Source organism: Thermoactinomyces sp. DSM 45892 (genome assembly GCF_900107305.1).
In the GTDB taxonomy this organism is placed as follows: Bacteria; Bacillota; Bacilli; order Thermoactinomycetales; family Thermoactinomycetaceae; genus Baia.
Genome location: NZ_FNPL01000015.1, coordinates 39,396 through 57,177, shown reverse-complemented (window position 1 = coordinate 57,177; position 17,782 = coordinate 39,396). Strand labels below are relative to the sequence as shown.

The window sequence follows — 17,782 nt, the reverse complement described above, 5'->3', positions numbered from 1 at the left end:
GTATATGGATACCTATCAAGAAAACGTATCATCACCTAAAATAACCTCTCTCTTTCGGAATCGTTTTGTCCAAGCGATTTTGGTTTCGGGATTGTTTTTACAAATAGGCATATGGGTTCGAAATTATGCCATTTTGCTGTATGTAATGGAGCAAACCAACGGTGACTCATTGGCTGTGTCGATGATCTCTGTGGCTGAATTTGCTCCGATATTTCTGTTCTCTTTTGTTGGAGGAACATTTGCTGATCGTTGGAGACCGAAGAAGACGATGATTTGGTGTGATGTTTTAAGTGCCATCTCGATCTTTTTCGTATTGATTGCTCTCTTGTTTTTTACGTGGAAAGCCCTCTTTTTCGCAATGTTATTTTCGGCCATTCTCTCCCAGTTCTCACAACCATCAGGGATGAAACTATTTAAGATTCATGTGCCAGCAGAATATATGCAATCGGGGATGTCACTGTATCAATCATTATTTTCTATTTTTATGATCTTAGGACCGATCCTAGGAACGTTTGTGTTCCAGCAGTTTGGGATTAATACCGCTATTAGTATTACCGTGGTTGCCTTTTTACTTTCCGCGGTCGCACTTGTTTTTTTACCGGCTGATTCTGAAATAAAAGAAGAAGCAGAAGACCAGTCATCTCTTGTTCAAGAGATGAGGGAAGGTATTAAATATGTTCTCTCCAGCAAGATTTTGAGATCTCTAGGCGGAACCTTCTTTATGGCGGGGACTTCGATTGGGTTAATTCAACCTTTGGCGATTTTCCTTGTGACGGAAAAGCTACACTTGCCTAAAGAAAATCTTCAGTGGCTGATTACGGTTAGTGGCATTGGTATGTTGGCAGGTGGTGCCGTAGCTCTCTTGGCTGCGAAGAAAATAGCTCCACAACGATTGTTGGTGATAGGTCTGATAGTAAATGCTGTTGTCATTTCACTTTCGGGCATATCAGAGGTACTATGGATCACTCTAATCGCACAGTTTTTTGCTGGTATGGGTATGCCAATTATTCAAATCGGGATTAATACGCTGATTATGCAACATACCACAGCCGATTTTATTGGCCGGGTGAATGGAATCTTAACCCCTCTCTTTATAGGGGCAATGGTCCTTATGATGAGTATTACAGGATTTTTAAAGGCAAGTATGTCTCTTGTATGGATCTATCAAATTTCAGGGATGTTAATGTTGTTGGGTGTTTTTTTTCTTCTGCCCCTTCTCCGACTATCTGCTCCCAAACCAGATTTCGTACAGATGGCTCAGACTGAAATAGAAATGGAGAAAGAATCAAAGTAACAAACGAACGAAGTATATCATGGATGATAGAAGAGGGGTGCGGCTCACACATACTGTGAACTGCACCCCTCTTCACTCTTGCCTTGAATGAAAGTGAACTTGAATATGTGGAGAGTGTTTGTCTCCTTCTTCTTTTGTCTCCTGAGCGGTTGAGGCCTCTGTATCATCTTTAGGATCTTGTAAAAAATGATTAATGTGTACATAGTCTGGATCGATCATGCCCATAGATAGCTGGATATGTGGATATAATTCGTTCTTTTGTATTGGATTGCGCTTCATATTTTTGTCAACCTTCCAATGGGGAGTACGTGATTTCCATATATTTCTATGCAAAAACCCTAGAAACGCGAACAAAAAGTAACTGATTTTTGTCGACTTTCCATTTACGTTTTTCGGTTTCCGTAGTAATCTTAATAGATGACTAATAAGGAGGAGACTATCATCGAGACATTAATTGATAATAATAATCAAGATCAGAAGTCTTCTTCAAACCGTTGGAAAATGGCGATTATTTTAGGTGGGCTCTCTGCATTTGGGGCCTTATCTATTGATATGTATCTACCTGCTTTTCCAGAGATTGCAAATGAATTTCAAGCAAGTCCTTCATTGGTTCAAATGAGCCTTACGCTCTTTTTAATAGGGCTGTGTGTGGGACAATTATTTCTAGGCCCACTTAGTGATATGATTGGAAGAAGGAAACCCTTGTTAATTGGGCTATTATCATATGGAATCGTATCTTTATTATGTATATGGAGTCCGTCGATATGGATGTTTTTGCTATTGCGATTTTTTCAAGGGTTAACTGCTTCGGCGGGGCTTGTGATTTCACGTGCTGTGGTTCGTGATCTGTATGTAGGGACTGAGCTAACAAGATTCTTTTCGTTACTCGCTTTGGTTAACGGATTGGCACCGATTCTAGCACCCATTATGGGGGCTCAATTACTAGGCTTTATGCCATGGCAAGGTGTTTTTGTTGTACTGTGTATCATTGGACTCTCTATGTTTGGTATCGTGGTGTGCGGGCTTCCCGATACACTTCCTGCTGAGAATCGCGCTCAAAGCGGAGTTCGTCCGGCTTTGCTAAGCTATTCTCGAATTTTACGAGATCGTACTTTTATGGGATATGCGCTCTGTCAGGGGCTAGTGTTTGCTTCGATGTTTGCCTATATATCGGGTTCATCGTTTATCGTGCAGAACATCTATCATGGAACTGCGACTACGTTTAGTATTATTTTTGCGATTAATGGAGTAGGGATTATGCTTGCGAGTCAGGTAACGGGTAAATTGGCAGGAAGATTTTCAGAGCGGGCTTTATTTAAGACAGGACTTATTACGTCTGCGTCCGGCGGTGGTTTGCTATTCATCGCTTTCTTAAATCAAGCTCCACTTTATGTGATTTTAATCCCTTTATTTTTTGTTGTATCAAGTGTAGGTGTGGTTTCAACAGCAGGTTTTTCACTTGCGATGGAAAGCCAAGAGAAATCAGCAGGGAGTGCCGCTGCTGTCTTAGGTGTTATATCACTCACATTGGGTGGAATAGTGGCTCCATTCGTCGGGATGGCCGGTGAGTATACGGTTGTGCCACTAGGAATCATCACGACATTATGCGGGATGGGCGCTATGGGTTGCTATTATTTCTTCGTTAGACCTTCTCATTTAACTGACAATAGATGGGAACTGGATTGATAGGAGAGAGTCATGCGTGTTAATAAAGATAGGGATGTCTTAAGAATGGATTGTCCATTTTTGAGACATCCCTATCTTTATTATATTTAGTGTGTTGGTTAGAATTTTAATTCGTTCATTTCTTAGGCAATATTTATTCAATTTTATTTTATATAAATGAGTTTATCGAGGTATATAGCTAATTATGGCTATATTTTTTGTATAAATGTGTCTAATTATAAAAATGTGTTTATATATAGAATGGATCTATTGACTTGATTATTTTTCTAGAATAGAGTAGCACCAAGTTAACTCGATAAAGCAAATTATTGTTGCGAGTTAACTTGGTGCTGAATCTTGCGATAGGGAATGTTTAGAACATTTAAAATGAGGGTGATTGGAGGTGAGAGGGGAAGGATTATATACTCTAATGGTTCTTACTAATCCTTTTGTAGATTCAGGATCTATCTTAAAAACATGATGGAGGTAGTTGGATATGAAGAAGAAAGTATTGGCGGTTATGATGAGTGTAGCAGTTGCCGGGAGTATGATGACATTCGGATCTGCGAGTGCGAGTGCAGCGCCATTGACGGCTACTAGTTCATCCCAATTTGGAACACAAACACAAGCGGAAGTAAATCCTAACTTTTTAGGTGACATCGTTGACGGAGTGAAAAATGCAGCCGGATCCGTGTGGGGTGCAGCGAAAGGTATAGCAGGTGCAGTGTTTTCGACAGGATCAAAGGTAACTGACGCCGTTGGTGAAGTAGCAGGTGACCAATGGACGGGAATGGCTGCCAAGCAAGCATGGGATGCACTTGATGGTCTCACAAAGGCCGGTGACGTTGCTGACTGCTTAGGATTCTTTGGTGAGGGTGGTAAGGCAGATACCTTGAATAAAAATGCGAGTGCTGGTGAAATAACATTTGACAAATAGGGCATAGTTTTTTCAACAGGATTGAATGTAGATTTTCCTAGATATACAGGCGAATAAACTTGAGTGATCGATTCGCCTGTATATCTATCTACCAGAATCCTAAATGATACGATGTCAGATACTTAATAGGTGGGAGTGTGAATAGAGTGGTATGGACTTTATGTAGGAAAGTAGTCGTTTATACAATTCCAATCTTTTTATCAATCGCTCTGTTTATTCATTTTTTCTTAATAACTCTTCATGTCATGCCAAAGAATCCAATATCAAATGAGATAAGTCCTATTGTTAATACTTATGTTAGCCCCCTATTTACGCAGAATTGGCATTTGTTTTCGCCGAATCCTCTGATGCGGAATGATGTCGTATATATGCAGTTGAAATTTAAAGATTCTTCAACACCTAGCGACTGGTTTGATATTACCACTCCTATGTTAAAGGCAAATTACAAGAATTACTTTAGTCCGATGAATCGAATTGTGAGAATTCCATTGACGGCAGCTACTACGATGAATGGGATGAATGACGAAGAACTTAAATTCGTTAGTAAATTGGATAAAAAACATATGACGAAAGAACAGTCGTTGATGTTAGAAGATATAGAGAAGAGGGCGAAAGAGAGCCGAGAGAGAATGAAATCACTGTTATATCGATTTGCCTTTGCTACTGCTGAAAAATATTTTTCTGATAAACAAATCGATTCGGTTCGGGTACGGATTGTGCATGAACAGGCAGTGCCATTTTCTAAAAGACTAGATAAAAATTTTAAGAAAGAGCGTACGCATGAAGATTTGGAATGGATGAAATTTGAGCCTGTCATTTCATGGTGAGGAGGGGGAGACTAGAATGATGTCATCAGTGCGTACGTTGCGGGGAACTTGGTTAGATTTTGTTTATAAAGAAAGGTTTTTGATTGGAACTAGCTTGGCTCGAATTGGTTTTGGGCTCGTCATGCTCTTTTTTTATTGTATCCATTATCAACAAAGATATTTTCTATGGTTTACAGGTGGAGCACTTGATTCGAAGATGTACTCTCAGGGGTACTTTACGATCTATCAATTTGCTTCGAGTCCACTTATGTTTAATATTTTGTTTTATCTAGGGATTGTAATAACGATTTTATATATTTTAGGATATAAGGGTCGTGTTACTTCTGTTCTTTTCTTTATTTTCACATACTCCATTCTTCAGCGAAATGGGTTTCTGGATGATGGGGGAGACAATCTCTTAAGAGTGTTGCTTGTATATATGATGTTTACACAGAATACAGCCTACTTCTCGTTTGATTCAAAAAATTTCTGGAAGAAGCGTCAGAAGGATGCCGATCGCTACAAATATCGGATTTCCACATTATTTCATAATTTCGGGGTGCTTGCTTGTATCATTCAGGTCTGTATTCTTTACTTCACAGCGGGTAGCTATCAAATGATGGGGGAAGTGTGGAATCAGGGAACTGCCCTATACTACATTATGCAAGTCGATCAGTTTTCAACTCCTTTACTCAAACACACACTGGCTAGTCATGAATGGTTATTAGTGATATTTACGTATCTATCCATTTGGGTTAAGCTCGCGTTTCCATTCATGCTTTTTAATAGAACGACAAAGTATATAGCTGTATTTTCCATCTTTTTCTTCCACTTAGGAATTGCAGTAGGGATGGGATTAATTACCTTTTCAGCGGTTATGATTATCGCTGATTTGATTATCTTTTCAGATGATGAATATCGCAGGATCCGACGGGCGTTGATTAGGATGAAAGACCTTATCGGATCAAAGTTTCGAGCCTTTTTTAGAAGGATTGGACAAGTCAGAGGCATACGCATGCAAGAAATTACAGTCTTCTATGATGGATGGTGTCCATTTTGTACCAAGACGACGAATCAGTTGCGGAGAATGGATTGCTTAGAGTTAGTGAACTTTGTTTCATTTAGAGAAGAGAGTGTCGTTCGGGAGAATCATTTGTCTATCGAAGCATTAGAGGAAATGATTCATAGTAAGAAAAAGGGAGATAAGGACGTTAAAGTAGGAATTTATTCCTTCATCCAGATCTCCAAAAGAGTGATTCCCATGTGGGGCCTCCTTCCGATTCTATATCTATCCGTATGGTGTGGTTTTGGACAAAAACTATATAAATTTATCGCTGATCGAAGAATTATTATTCCAAGCGGTGGTTGTGATGACCCAGAAGAATGTAAGATTCACTTGGCAGAGTAGGAGACAGGTAAGGGATAACTCTAATGATTCAAGAGGACTATTCAACGCGAAAATGACTGTAGGCAAATCCGTTCATAGGATTCGTTTCCAGTCATTTTCTCAATTAAATCGTGCGATATTTCTCCCAGCGCAGCCACTTAGGATAGTGATTTTTTAGCAGTCCGCCAGAAGCTTTGCCCCAGCCGAGAGGATACCCGTCTACCGTTACTAGAGTCCAGCCGTTTTGTTGATCGGGAAGTGTTTCTCCTTGTAGATATAAGAGTAAATCATCCTCGTCCCAGCTTAGATTACGTATACGTTTTACCCTATCCTTCTGCAGGGCAAGGGCGAAAGCATGGGATGGTTGAAAGTGACTTTTTTTAATTTGGCCTAGATGCATTCCGGGACGCTCTACTTTTAATCCTTTAAGCGAAGGAAAGCCAGATGGGATCCGATAGAGATGCTCTCCATATAGTGTGAACTCCCCTTCGGTCCAAGAAGAATCGAGTAAGTGATCTTGAACAAAAGTATCATAAAGCTTTTTTCGATCCTTGGGGATAGAGGCTGTTTTACCGATTTTTGCTTTCCGAGAGGTCTCGGAGTCTCTCTGTTGAAGTACAGCCACAAAATGACCTTCACCGCGTAGATGATGAGGCCATAGGCGACCTGCTAGAGCTAAGCGTGGATCTGGATTTTTCATCCAATCAGGCCGTCCAGGTTGGTAATGGGGGGCTTGCGGAACTGGAATGAGATTAAATTCAGGAAACTCTCTGAGAAAAGAAGCAACTACCTCTTCATTTTCCATCGGGTTAAAGGTGCAAGTTGAGTAGACGAGTCTTCCTCCGTCCTTTAACATAGGAGCTGTCGCGCGAAGAATCTCCATCTGTAGCTCTGCACACTTTTCGACGAGACGAGGGCTCCAGCGCTCTCCTGATTCGTCATCTTTTCGAAACATCCCTTCGCCTGAACAGGGAGCATCAATTAAGATTCGATCAAAAAATTGAGAGAAGCGATCCGTAAGATGATTCGGATCTTCATTTAGGACAACTGCATTGGGGACCCCACAACGCTCTAGGTTTTCGACAAGTACCTTGATTCGTTTGCCGTCAATCTCATTGGCAACTAAGATTCCTTCTCCTTTCATGTGCGATGCGATTTGTGTCGTTTTTCCTCCGGGAGCTGCACAGAGATCTAAAATCGTTTCCCCCGGCCTTGCCTCAAGCGCTTCGGCAGGAGACATCGCACTGGCATCTTGGATATAGTAGACGCCAGCCGCATGAAAAGGGTGCTTGCCAGGACGATCTACCTCGTGTTGATAGTAGTAGGCTTCTGGGCACCAAGGGACGTTCTCTAGCGTAGTGAAAGGTAGTTCCTCTAATAGTTTTTCGGGTGTGGTACGTAAGCGATTGATACGAAAACTTCTCTCTGGTGCCTGTTCATAAGTAGCAAGGAAGGCATCATATTCGTCTTGAAGTCGCTCTTTCATCTGTTCTAAGAATATCGATGGAATAGTCGGAGACATAGGAGCTCCCCTCTTTTCTATGTAAGTAGGTTCTCAATGTGTTCGGCAGAACTTTTCCCTGATACGTATCCAGTACATAGGGCGGAAGTGATGTTATAGCCACCTGTGTAGCCATGAATATCTAAGATTTCTCCACAAAAATAGAGACCAGTCATCAACTTAGATTGCATGGTACGCGGGTCGATCTCTTTAATATGGACACCTCCCCCTGTAACAAAAGCTTTATCAAGTGGTAAGGTTCCGTTGATATGGACTGGGAATGCTTTGATATGCTCAGCCACCTTACGCTGAACCTCTTTCGATGTTTGTGTGCAACTTAAAGTATCCGAGAGACTTAGCATTTGAAATAACACAGGAATCATTCTTTCTGGTAGATATCCTTTTAGGGCGTTCCGGAATGCCCGCTTCGGACTTTCCTCCGCTAGTTTACGAATCTCTTGCTCGATTTCATCATGGGTATCTGCTGGTTTTACGTCGATGGTTAGTAAGGTAGTCGGAACGACAAATTTTTTTAGATTCTTGATGACGAATTGGCTGCAACGAAGAGCAGTCGGGCCAGAAAGCCCAAAGTGGGTAAAGAGCAAATCTCCATCATGACTTACTACTTTCTTTCCTTTTGCATTCCAAACGGTAACGGTGATATCCCGCAATGATAGACCCTGCATGGATTTATCAAGGATCCAAGGCTCTTTAGAGGTAAGAGGTACTTCTGTCGGGAATAGTTCAGTAATCGTATGGCCAGCTGCTTCCGCCCAAGCATACCCATCACCAGTGGAACCCGTTTGAGGTACCGATTTGCCACCAACTGCTATGATTACTTGGTTCGCATGAAAAATTTCTCCGCTCATACTTTCTACACCGATTACTTGTCCATTCTGGTAGAGTACTTGACGGGCGGGAGTGTTGACACGGATGTGTGCACCGCCTTCTTTTACTTTTCGGATTAAGGCTTGTACCACAGATTTGGCACTATCGCTGACCGGAAATATTCGCCCATTATCCTCTTCCTTTAATTCGACACCTAGTTCACGAAAAAAGTGTACGATATCCCAATTATTAAATACAGAAAAAACACTGTAGAGAAATCGTCCATTTCCTGGAATAAACCGGATAAGTTCATCTATATCTTTTATATTGGTAACATTACAACGTCCACCGCCAGAGATCGCGAGTTTACGTCCAAGTTGATCTCCTTTATCAAGTAGGAGCACTTTTGCCCCATGCATCCCAGCGGCAGCACTGGCCATTAAACCAGAAGGGCCTCCACCAATGACAATCACATCGTATTTCATATAGCGCTCCTTTTAGGTTCAATATAGCTATGTTTAGCTTTTCCTAACTTTCCCTATTGTAGAAGACCCCATGAGAATTGGGAAGGGGAGCATAAGAAACGATCAAAAAAACGTCTTTTTTTAATAAAGTGATTCAAAAGCGTATAAAAATTAGCTAAAATAAGAATAAGGAAATTGGATGGATGACGTGAATACTCATTCATGACAGGAGGGTCCCTATGTCGTATGCAGAAAAAGTATGGCTCAAACAGTATCCATCAAATGTACCAGCAACCATTGACTATCCAAATGTACTACTAACCCAATTCTTGATCGATGCCGCAAGGGATTTTCCTAAGCGAGATGCGGTTCATTTTATGGGCAAAAAACTTACTTATGAACAATTGTTAGAAGAATCTTATCGTTTTGCGAACTCGTTAAAAGATCTTGGCGTTAAGCCGCGAGAACGAGTTGCGATCATGTTACCGAACTGTCCACAAGCCGTCATCGCGTATTATGGGGCGCTGTTTATCGGAGCGATTGTCGTTCAGACAAATCCGCTTTATATGGAACGAGAATTAGGGCACCAACTAACTGATTCAGGTTCTGAAACGATTATATGCCTCGACTTGGTGTTACCAAAAGTCCAAAATGTAAAATCAAAGACTGGGTTAAAACGTATCATTGTGACCAGTATCAAGGATTATTTACCTTTTCCCAAAAATGTTCTTTATCCACTAAAACTGTGGAAAGACGGCATAAAACTGACTCATGAGTATGATCAGGATACACATGCTTTTAAGCGCCTCATTTCGAAAGCGCTTCCAACTCCGGTAATCACGCCCGAGACTGATCCAATCCATGACGTAGCTTTGCTTCAATACACAGGTGGAACGACGGGCCTTTCCAAAGCGGCTATGCTGACCCACCGAAACTTGATTGTAAATAGCATACAAGCATCCTATTGGCTATACAAGGTGAAACGTGGAACAGAAAAAATCTTAGGTGTCCTCCCGTTTTTTCATGTCTATGGGATGACAGTTGTTATGAATTATGCCATGTATCAAGCGGCGACAATGATTCTGATTCCTCGATTTGACTGTGACATGATTATGAAAACGATTGTAAAAGAGCGTCCTACTTTGTTCCCAGGTGCACCTACGATGTATGTGGCTATCATTAACCATCCCAATATTCAAAAATATGACCTCTCTTCGATTGATGCTTGTGTAAGTGGTTCGGCGGCACTTCCCGTAGAGGTACAAGAAAAATTTGAAAAGTTAACAGGGGGTAGGCTGGTAGAAGGTTATGGGATGACGGAAACATCTCCTGTAACGCATTCGAATTTAATATGGGATCGTGTTCGATCATCGACGATTGGTATTCCGTGGCCTGATACAGAAGCGAGAGTAGTGGATGCAGAAACGGGCGAGGAACTTCCAGTGGGTGAGATTGGAGAGCTTCAAGTTCGAGGTCCTCAGGTGATGAAAGGGTATTGGAATCGTGAGGACGAAACGGCAAAAGTCCTAACACCAGATGGATGGCTTAGTACGGGTGATATTGTCCGTATGGATGAAGAGGGATATTTCTTTGTGATGGATCGAAAGAAAGATATGATTATTGCCGGGGGATATAATATTTACCCACGCGAAGTGGAAGAAGTTTTATTTGAACATCCAGCCATTCAAGAGGCGGCAGTTGTAGGGGTTCCTCATCCGTATCGAGGGGAAACAGTGAAGGCATTTATCGTGTTAAAGCCGGGAATCAAATTGACAGAACAGGAATTAGATCAGTACTGTCGTGAAAAACTAGCAAAATATAAAATCCCACGCTTATATGAATTCCGTGATGAGTTACCCAAGACATTTGTTGGCAAGGTTCTCCGTCGTGTCCTTCAAGAGCAAGAGAAGAAGAAATACGAAGAAGAGATAAAAGAAGCCAATTAGATGAATGAGTGACCTAGCATCCGGAATGGATATGATGTTAGGTTTTTCATATTTGTGTGCGTTGACAAACGTTTTATTTATCCATACAATAATAGTGAATGAATAATCATTCATTATTGTCTATGCAGAAAGGAATTTCGATCCCATGGCGAAACGGACTGGTGAAAAATACGAAGCGATCATCGATGCTGCAGTGCGAGTTATCGCAGAATTTGGTTATCATAATGCGCAGGTTTCGAAGATTGCTCGTGAGGCCAAAGTCGCAGATGGTACAATCTACCTCTATTTTGAAAACAAAGACGATGTGCTGATCTCTCTATTTAGCGAGAAAATGGGTTCATTTATCAGCGAGGCGGAGGAAGCAATTCAGCACTTCGATTCACCAGTTGAACAGTTACATCAGCTGATTCGCCTTCACTTTGCGTATTTGGAGAGTGATCGTGAGCTTGCGATTGTAACACAGATCGAGTTACGTCAATCAAATCCAGAAGTTCGCAAAGGAATTGGACAGATTTTAAAGCGATACTTGGATATGATTGACCGGATCGTCGAAGATGGGATAAAAAAAGGTTTGTATCGTTCGAATTTAGATGTTCGCATGACTCGCAAACTAATCTTTGGTACCATTGATGAGACTGTGACATCTTGGATCATGAACGATCGCAAATATAGTTTGCTCTCCCAAGTGGACCCAATCTTAGAGTTGTTTGTATGCGGGATTGGTAACCAGACGCGCGAGATGTAAGCGTTATCTATCAAAAGCACAGGAGGATCTCTTCATGAATATCCTAGTTTGTTTGAAGCAAACATTTGACACCGAAGAGCGGATCACGATTGAAAATGGTGTGGTCGTGGAAGATGGCGCAGTATTCGTAATTAACCCTTATGATGAATATGCTGTGGAAGAAGGCATTAAGTTAAAAGAAGAACATGGTGGGGAAGTAACGATTTTAACGGTTGGTCCAGAGCGTGTAGAAGCTTCGATGCGTAAGGCCCTTGCCATGGGTGCAGATAAAGGTGTATGGATTAGTACAGAAGATTTTGATGGTGACCTAGATGAGTATAGTATCGCTAAAATCATTAAAGCAGCGATTGAAGAGCAAGAGCTGGAGTTTGATATCATTCTTGCAGGTGCGATGGCAGTAGACGATGGTTCTGCACAAGTAGGTCCAAGGTTGGCAGAACTTTTAAATATACCTCATATCTCCACGATTACGAAGTTGACAGTAGAGGGTGAAAAGGTAGTTGTTGAGAAAGACGTTGAAGGAGACATGGAAGTCATCGAATCCAAGCTACCCCTTCTCGTAACTGCTCAACAAGGATTGAACGAGCCACGTTATCCGTCGCTTCAGGGGATTATGAAAGCGAAGAAAAAACCTTTAGAAGAAGTCGAAATCGATGACCTTGATATCGAGGAAGAAGAGATGGAAGCCAAAACAAAGGTGCTCGAAATCTACTTACCTCCTAAGAAAGATGCAGGGAAAATCCTACAAGGAGAACTTGCTGATCAAGTAACAGAGCTCGTTCAACTATTAAAGAGCGAAGCGAAAGTGATCTAAAGAACTGGGGGGATCAACATGAGCAAAAAAATACTCGTACTAGCAGATGTTCGTGAAGGAAAACTTCGGAATGTGGCTTTTGAGAGCTTAGCAGCAGCACGACTTGCAAGTCAAGGTGGCACAGTAGTAGCGGCAGTCTTGGGAAGCTTTGCAAAAGATCACGCCAATGCACTTGCCCATCATGGTGCAGATGAAGTAGTAGTGGTGACCGATTCTAAACTGGATCAATATACGACTGATGCATACTTCCAAGCAGTAAAGAAAATTATCGAAACAGTAGAACCACAAGCAATTTTCACAGGACACACAGCAGTCGGAAAAGACGTAAGTCCTCGAATTGCGGCACGTCTTGGCTTCGGTCTCGTTTCCGATGTAACCGCTTTAGAAGAAACGGGCGGCGAATTGGTCTTCACTCGCCCGATTTATGCAGGAAAAGCTTTTGTGAAAAAGGCATTTAAAGAGGACGAAACCGTATTTGCTACCCTTCGTCCAAATAATATCGTGGCACTTGATGCAGATACCACTCGCACAGCAACTGTGACAGAAGTATCTGTAGATTTTGACCCGACTTTATTACGAACCATAATAAAGCAAGTTGTGAAGAAAGCAACAGACGGTGTGGACCTCTCCGAAGCAAGAGTTGTCGTATCAGGTGGTCGTGGAGTGAAGAGTGAAGATGGCTTTGCTCCATTAAAAGAATTAGCTGATCTACTGGGCGGTGCAGTTGGCGCTTCTCGTGGTGCTTGTGACTCTGGTTACTGTGACTACGCTCTCCAAATCGGCCAAACGGGTAAAGTGGTAACACCAGACCTCTACATCGCTGCTGGGATCTCCGGAGCGATTCAGCACTTGGCTGGTATGTCCGCATCCAAAACCATCGTCGCGATCAACAAAGATCCAGAAGCACCGATCTTCCAAGTAGCAGATTATGGAATCGTAGGCGATTTGTTTGTTGTGGTACCGATGTTGACAGAGGAATTGAAGAAGGTATTAGTAGGTAAGTAGGTATTTGCTTGGACTGTAGACTGTGATGGTCTACAGTCTTTTTATTGATCTAGACTACTAAAATCTTTCTGTGGATACCATGCTAGACAAAAATTATTTCAAGTGATAGGTTAAATGTATAAAGTTTTTCTATTCTATTTCTTCTAAGGAGTAAAACAAATGAAAAAAGCGGTTTCCATTTTAAGTGTATGTGCTATTTCTGCTGCTACTATTTTTACAGTTGGAATAGGTTCCGCGAATGCAAGTGTTCCACGTTATTCTTTCCAAACAGAGGATGGCAAGTGGGACGGCTTTATTGGCAATGAGAATAGTGGAAGTAGTATCCAGATTGAGCTGGTGAAGCCCCTCTATAGCAAAAATAGCTCTGGAATAAAGAAGAGATTTACTGATTATTCGAAGCTGTGGGTTCGGTTGTGCAATGATCAAACAAAGGCTTGTACCACTTTCCATAATCTAATCGGAGGGAAATCTACATTTACGAATATGAAAGCGGGTAGATATAACGTAGACATTAAAGATGAACTTTCCTCCGCAAGCATATTTGGACAACTAGATATTATCTTTCCCTAGATGTACGGTAGGTGGGATAATGACGCTTGTGGGTTTGATGTAGAGTCAGTTACCTGGGCGAAGCGATGTATATGCAAAGAGGGACATTCTATGTTTTATTTAGAATGTCCCTCATATTTGATTGCTCATTGTACTCACTTTTAGATGCCGCCTCTCTCTTTCCCTGTCAGAACATTAAAGATCACTTCTGCAACTGTTTTGATTACCTTCATGTCTTCACCCCCATGTTGTTCTTACCTTTACTTTACTCGGATTTCCTCGTTGTTCCTAGTGATTTACCTTTCAAGTTCCTTACTTATTTGTAAGAATCCAATACCATGAGAAATGGAGAATATATATAAAGTATATGTATCCGTCCGTATTTTAATAAATCCCATTATATAGTATCGGTGATGATAAGATTGTCTTCTAATGCCACTTTTTATTTCGTTTAACGAAACAGTTGGAACTTTTTTTGTGGGAGTGGTATACTAAATAGTGAAGATGGCTTGTAGAGAGCTAGTCTTTAGATCGATTTTGCTGACTTCGAAAGGAGATTTCAACGATGGCAATCGCTGAATTAAATACACAAAACTTTAGTGAAAAAGTTGAATCCAAAGGAACTGGAACGGTTTTAGTGGATTTCTGGGCTCCGTGGTGCGGACCTTGTCGCATGCTTGCTCCGATTTTAGAAGAAGTAGATACAGAAGTAGGATCAGATGTAGAAGTAGTAAAAGTAAATGTGGATGACAATCCAGATCTTGCTACGAAATACGGAGTTATGGGGATTCCTACCTTGATTGTTTTTAAAGATGGCGAACAGGTGAAGAAGGTATCTGGTGTACAGCCAAAAGAAGCAATCCTTGATATGGTGAAGTAATGACTAAGGCTCCCAATGGGGGTCTTTTATTTGGGTATAATTATTTGATTATTCTATAAATAAATCAAAAAACGAATGAATATAATATGATGGTAAAAATAGTTCGCTTTTATGAGGAATATATGGTACGATACATCGGGTTGATCTTTTAATCCTGTATTAAAAGCGAACATAACAGAAATTAAAATTAAATGAAGGGGGCAGATCCGTATGCATTATGATGTGATTGTAGTCGGAGCTGGACCGAGCGGAATATTCGCTTCTTATGAATTATCAAAAAAAAATCCAAACCTAAAAATACTTCTTATAGATAAAGGGCATAGTATTCGTCAACGACGTTGCCCAATTTTAGAAAATAAAATTACAAAGTGTCCCCCTGCAACCAAGAAGAAAGAGTATGCAGGGTGCTTACCCGCTTGTTCGATTACGGCTGGCTGGGGTGGTGCTGGTGCCTATAGTGATGGGAAATTTAACTTAACGACAGAGTTTGGTGGCTGGATGCAAGATTATTTGCCGCCCTCTAAGGTGATGGAGCTAATCGAATATGTAGATTCCGTTAACCTAGAACATGGTGGTACTACTGTGATTACAGACCCGACTACAGATGATGTTCGTCGAATCGAGCAAAAAGCTGCTGGGGCAGGACTGAAATTATTAAAAGCACGTGTTCGCCATCTGGGGACCGAAGAAAACTTAAAAATCCTTCAGAATATATTCCAGACTATGGAAAATAAAATGGATTTTTTATTTAAAACATATGTGGAAGATTTGATTGTGGAAGATCAAGTGGTCCGCGGTGTTCGTTTGAAAAATGGAGATGAGTATACAGCGGATCGTGTGATTATCGGTCCAGGCAGAGATGGATCCGAATGGCTGAGTAACATTTTGAAACGCAATGGCGTGGAGATGATGAATAACCAAGTCGATATTGGTGTCCGTGTAGAGACTTCAGATGTGATTATGCAGGAGATTAATAAATACTTGTATGAGGCAAAATTTGTTTACAATACTTCAGTCGGGACTCGAGTGCGTACTTTTTGCTCTAATCCAAGTGGACATGTGGTTGTCGAAAACCATTCGGGTGTGATGACAGTAAATGGTCACTCCTATAAGGACCCGAAGCTGGGCAGTAAAAACACTAACTTCGCTTTGCTGGTATCTCATACGTTTACTGATCCATTTGATAAGCCGATTGAGTTTGCGAAAGAGGTTAGCCGTCGGGCTAATGATCTCTCGAATGGATCCGTGATTGTACAAAAAGTAGGGGATATCTATAAAGGGAGACGTTCGACACCCAAACGAATTCAAGAAGGATTTTTAGAGCCAACACTAAAAGAAGCTGTACCGGGGGATCTAGGGCTTGTTCTTCCTTATAACACGATGCTTTCTTTAATCGAGATGATTCAGGCTTTGGATAAAGTAACACCGGGCATTGCAGATGAGCATACCCTTTTCTATGGAGTCGAAGCGAAATTCTACAGTGCTCGTCCTAAAATAAACGATCACTTTGAAACCGAAACGATTAAAGGGCTATATACGATTGGAGATGGAGCAGGGATTACTCGTGGCTTAGCTCAAGCATCGGCTGCTGGTATACATGTTGCTCGTCACATCCTTCAAAACCGAAATCAATAATTTTATCGATTCTACCAATTGCACAAATTTGGGATCATGCGCTAAGATAGTATTAAGGAGACGTGAATACTATGAGAGACCAAATCCACGCATTGGTAGACCTATTGCCAGAAGAAGATGTGGAAACGGCCTATTACTTAATTCGTGAATTACTGGTTCAAAAGCGGATGGATCAAATGGCAACTCAATCGTTACTACATCAATTATATAAACGACAAGAGTTATCGTTATAACATAAAAAACGAGCTTCCTTCGGGGAGGCTCGTTTTTTATGTTACCAGTTAAACTGATCTGGATTTGATTGTGGATGGGACCGTTGTTGGTTCGTAGGTTGAGCAGGTTGTTGAAACGGACTTGGTTGTGGTTGATTTGAAGTTGTGTTTAGTTGTTGTTGATTCGTTTCTGGTTGATTCAGTTGTAGTGTGTTGAATTGTGGGTAATGGTTAGTCGTTTGATTTGGTCCTTGAAACGGGTTTGTTTGGGTGTTAGGAAAAGCAAAGTTGATAAGTGGTTCGATTTGATCCTTAAATCGAGTGGTAATGACCATCTGACCTAGAGTAAGCGCCAACGGCAGTGCGAGTAAAAGTAAAAACATAAAAGAAGTGTTGGGTTCAAGTCTACCCGACATAAAGAAGCTAGATAGTTCTGTTTTGAATCCTAAAGTGAGGAGATAAAGAACTAGCATAATAGGTAGGGCCAGAAGGCCATTTATTATGGTTAGGATGGGAAGCTTAGTAAGAGTCTTTAGGCCAGCTTGTAGTGAATCCAATGTACTTAACTTCTTCTCATATCGAATAAGACAAGCATGGTTTAATGCCATCCCCACAGGAATAAATAAGAGAAATAGAATAAAGAGTACGATATACGGAATTCCTTTCGATAATACAATCAAGAAAAAAATAGCTAGCGGTCCTGCTGTAATCTTTAAATTTTCCCAGAATCTTGTACTTCCATACATCATAAAGTTTTTGAATGAAGATTGATCTCGATACACTGCCTCGCTAAAAGAACCTGCTAGACCGGCCAAGAAATAATTACTACTCAGTACCAGAGTTAGGCCGATATACGTTTTAAAAGAAACAATTGCACTAGATAGATCGTCGATAGAAGAAATGTCGATGACCGCTTCATCCCCGAGAAATAATTCCCACCCAATACTTAGTACAAAACGTAACAAAAAACAAAATGAGATAAGTCCAAGTAAAATGCCTATTGAAAGTTTTAATCCATGACGCTGCAAGCTATTTACCATACTTTACTCTATTAGAAGGAGCACCTCTAATAGATAGCACCTCCCTAATCATAAATCAATTGAATTGATTACAA

General features: G+C 41.0%; 17 protein-coding genes. 13 read left to right on the top strand and 4 right to left on the bottom strand.

All coding sequences use genetic code 11. The features are described 5' to 3' along the window. Positions 1–4 precede the first annotated feature (4 nt). On the top strand, positions 5–1,294 hold the full coding sequence (locus BLU58_RS12615) for an MFS transporter (protein WP_093292615.1): 1,290 nt from the start codon (positions 5–7) through the stop codon (positions 1,292–1,294). 72 nt (positions 1,295–1,366) lie between these two features. Here the strand turns inward: BLU58_RS12615 and BLU58_RS12610 are convergent, their stop codons facing one another. Continuing rightward, positions 1,367–1,573: a hypothetical protein gene (locus BLU58_RS12610; protein ID WP_093292613.1), complete on the bottom strand. Its 207-nt coding sequence runs from the start codon at positions 1,571–1,573 to the stop codon at positions 1,367–1,369. 222 nt (positions 1,574–1,795) lie between these two features. On the opposite strand from BLU58_RS12610, the gene BLU58_RS12605 reads away from it, so the two are divergent. The 4 genes from BLU58_RS12605 (at position 1,796) to BLU58_RS12590 (ending at position 6,110) form a co-directional block, all read left to right on the top strand. Next, entirely contained in the window at positions 1,796–2,980 is a 1,185-nt protein-coding gene (locus tag BLU58_RS12605; protein WP_093292695.1) for a multidrug effflux MFS transporter, read from the top strand. A gap of 475 nt (positions 2,981–3,455) precedes the next feature. Continuing rightward, complete coding sequence (locus BLU58_RS12600) at positions 3,456–3,896, top strand: hypothetical protein (protein WP_093292611.1); 441 nt, start codon at positions 3,456–3,458, stop codon at positions 3,894–3,896. Between the two features lie 245 nt (positions 3,897–4,141). Then, positions 4,142–4,723 carry a DUF5819 family protein gene (locus BLU58_RS12595; RefSeq protein ID WP_255404712.1) on the top strand — a complete coding sequence of 194 codons (582 nt, stop codon included), beginning with the start codon at positions 4,142–4,144 and terminating at the stop codon, positions 4,721–4,723. Positions 4,724–4,739: 16 nt separating this feature from the next. Beyond that, entirely contained in the window at positions 4,740–6,110 is a 1,371-nt protein-coding gene (locus BLU58_RS12590; RefSeq protein ID WP_093292607.1) for a DCC1-like thiol-disulfide oxidoreductase family protein, read from the top strand. A gap of 103 nt (positions 6,111–6,213) precedes the next feature. On the opposite strand, the gene BLU58_RS12585 is transcribed toward BLU58_RS12590, so the two are convergent. After that, positions 6,214–7,611, bottom strand: a complete 1,398-nt coding sequence (locus tag BLU58_RS12585) for an RsmB/NOP family class I SAM-dependent RNA methyltransferase (protein ID WP_093292605.1) — start codon at positions 7,609–7,611, stop codon at positions 6,214–6,216. Positions 7,612–7,628: 17 nt separating this feature from the next. Next, the gene (locus BLU58_RS12580) at positions 7,629–8,903 is read right to left on the bottom strand and encodes a BaiN/RdsA family NAD(P)/FAD-dependent oxidoreductase (protein WP_093292603.1); all 1,275 of its coding nucleotides are present in this window, start codon (positions 8,901–8,903) and stop codon (positions 7,629–7,631) included. 218 nt (positions 8,904–9,121) lie between these two features. Here BLU58_RS12580 and BLU58_RS12575 point away from each other — a divergent pair, with 218 nt between their 5' ends. The 8 genes from BLU58_RS12575 (at position 9,122) to BLU58_RS16510 (ending at position 16,689) form a co-directional block, all read left to right on the top strand. Then, on the top strand, positions 9,122–10,828 hold the full coding sequence (locus tag BLU58_RS12575) for a long-chain-fatty-acid--CoA ligase (RefSeq protein ID WP_093292601.1): 1,707 nt from the start codon (positions 9,122–9,124) through the stop codon (positions 10,826–10,828). A 145-nt stretch (positions 10,829–10,973) separates the two neighbouring features. Then, positions 10,974–11,573, top strand: coding sequence for a TetR/AcrR family transcriptional regulator (locus tag BLU58_RS12570; RefSeq protein ID WP_093292599.1), 600 nt, complete (start codon positions 10,974–10,976; stop codon positions 11,571–11,573). Positions 11,574–11,607: 34 nt separating this feature from the next. Continuing rightward, positions 11,608–12,387, top strand: coding sequence for an electron transfer flavoprotein subunit beta/FixA family protein (locus BLU58_RS12565; RefSeq protein WP_093292597.1), 780 nt, complete (start codon positions 11,608–11,610; stop codon positions 12,385–12,387). 18 nt (positions 12,388–12,405) lie between these two features. Continuing rightward, complete coding sequence (locus tag BLU58_RS12560; protein ID WP_093292595.1) at positions 12,406–13,392, top strand: electron transfer flavoprotein subunit alpha/FixB family protein; 987 nt, start codon at positions 12,406–12,408, stop codon at positions 13,390–13,392. A 159-nt stretch (positions 13,393–13,551) separates the two neighbouring features. After that, positions 13,552–13,962, top strand: a complete 411-nt coding sequence (locus BLU58_RS12555; protein WP_093292593.1) for a hypothetical protein — start codon at positions 13,552–13,554, stop codon at positions 13,960–13,962. 544 nt (positions 13,963–14,506) lie between these two features. After that, positions 14,507–14,821: a thioredoxin gene (gene trxA / locus BLU58_RS12550; RefSeq protein ID WP_093292591.1), complete on the top strand. Its 315-nt coding sequence runs from the start codon at positions 14,507–14,509 to the stop codon at positions 14,819–14,821. Positions 14,822–15,031: 210 nt separating this feature from the next. Next, positions 15,032–16,456: an NAD(P)/FAD-dependent oxidoreductase gene (locus BLU58_RS12545; protein ID WP_093292589.1), complete on the top strand. Its 1,425-nt coding sequence runs from the start codon at positions 15,032–15,034 to the stop codon at positions 16,454–16,456. A 71-nt stretch (positions 16,457–16,527) separates the two neighbouring features. Beyond that, positions 16,528–16,689 carry a hypothetical protein gene (locus BLU58_RS16510; RefSeq protein WP_165873732.1) on the top strand — a complete coding sequence of 54 codons (162 nt, stop codon included), beginning with the start codon at positions 16,528–16,530 and terminating at the stop codon, positions 16,687–16,689. Between the two features lie 41 nt (positions 16,690–16,730). On the opposite strand, the gene BLU58_RS12540 is transcribed toward BLU58_RS16510, so the two are convergent. Beyond that, the gene (locus BLU58_RS12540) at positions 16,731–17,708 is read right to left on the bottom strand and encodes a hypothetical protein (RefSeq protein WP_093292587.1); all 978 of its coding nucleotides are present in this window, start codon (positions 17,706–17,708) and stop codon (positions 16,731–16,733) included. Positions 17,709–17,782 lie beyond the last annotated feature (74 nt).

What these genes read in the sequence shown, in the direction of transcription:
- BLU58_RS12615 (WP_093292615.1), top strand. Translation starts at nt 5, where the DNA reads ATGGATACCTATCAAGAAAACGTATCATCACCTAAAATAACCTCTCTC.
- BLU58_RS12610 (WP_093292613.1), bottom strand. Translation starts at nt 1,573, where the DNA reads ATGAAGCGCAATCCAATACAAAAGAACGAATTATATCCACATATCCAG.
- BLU58_RS12605 (WP_093292695.1), top strand. Translation starts at nt 1,796, where the DNA reads ATGGCGATTATTTTAGGTGGGCTCTCTGCATTTGGGGCCTTATCTATT.
- BLU58_RS12600 (WP_093292611.1), top strand. Translation starts at nt 3,456, where the DNA reads ATGAAGAAGAAAGTATTGGCGGTTATGATGAGTGTAGCAGTTGCCGGG.
- BLU58_RS12595 (WP_255404712.1), top strand. Translation starts at nt 4,142, where the DNA reads ATGCCAAAGAATCCAATATCAAATGAGATAAGTCCTATTGTTAATACT.
- BLU58_RS12590 (WP_093292607.1), top strand. Translation starts at nt 4,740, where the DNA reads ATGATGTCATCAGTGCGTACGTTGCGGGGAACTTGGTTAGATTTTGTT.
- BLU58_RS12585 (WP_093292605.1), bottom strand. Translation starts at nt 7,611, where the DNA reads ATGTCTCCGACTATTCCATCGATATTCTTAGAACAGATGAAAGAGCGA.
- BLU58_RS12580 (WP_093292603.1), bottom strand. Translation starts at nt 8,903, where the DNA reads ATGAAATACGATGTGATTGTCATTGGTGGAGGCCCTTCTGGTTTAATG.
- BLU58_RS12575 (WP_093292601.1), top strand. Translation starts at nt 9,122, where the DNA reads ATGTCGTATGCAGAAAAAGTATGGCTCAAACAGTATCCATCAAATGTA.
- BLU58_RS12570 (WP_093292599.1), top strand. Translation starts at nt 10,974, where the DNA reads ATGGCGAAACGGACTGGTGAAAAATACGAAGCGATCATCGATGCTGCA.
- BLU58_RS12565 (WP_093292597.1), top strand. Translation starts at nt 11,608, where the DNA reads ATGAATATCCTAGTTTGTTTGAAGCAAACATTTGACACCGAAGAGCGG.
- BLU58_RS12560 (WP_093292595.1), top strand. Translation starts at nt 12,406, where the DNA reads ATGAGCAAAAAAATACTCGTACTAGCAGATGTTCGTGAAGGAAAACTT.
- BLU58_RS12555 (WP_093292593.1), top strand. Translation starts at nt 13,552, where the DNA reads ATGAAAAAAGCGGTTTCCATTTTAAGTGTATGTGCTATTTCTGCTGCT.
- trxA (WP_093292591.1), top strand. Translation starts at nt 14,507, where the DNA reads ATGGCAATCGCTGAATTAAATACACAAAACTTTAGTGAAAAAGTTGAA.
- BLU58_RS12545 (WP_093292589.1), top strand. Translation starts at nt 15,032, where the DNA reads ATGCATTATGATGTGATTGTAGTCGGAGCTGGACCGAGCGGAATATTC.
- BLU58_RS16510 (WP_165873732.1), top strand. Translation starts at nt 16,528, where the DNA reads ATGAGAGACCAAATCCACGCATTGGTAGACCTATTGCCAGAAGAAGAT.
- BLU58_RS12540 (WP_093292587.1), bottom strand. Translation starts at nt 17,708, where the DNA reads ATGGTAAATAGCTTGCAGCGTCATGGATTAAAACTTTCAATAGGCATT.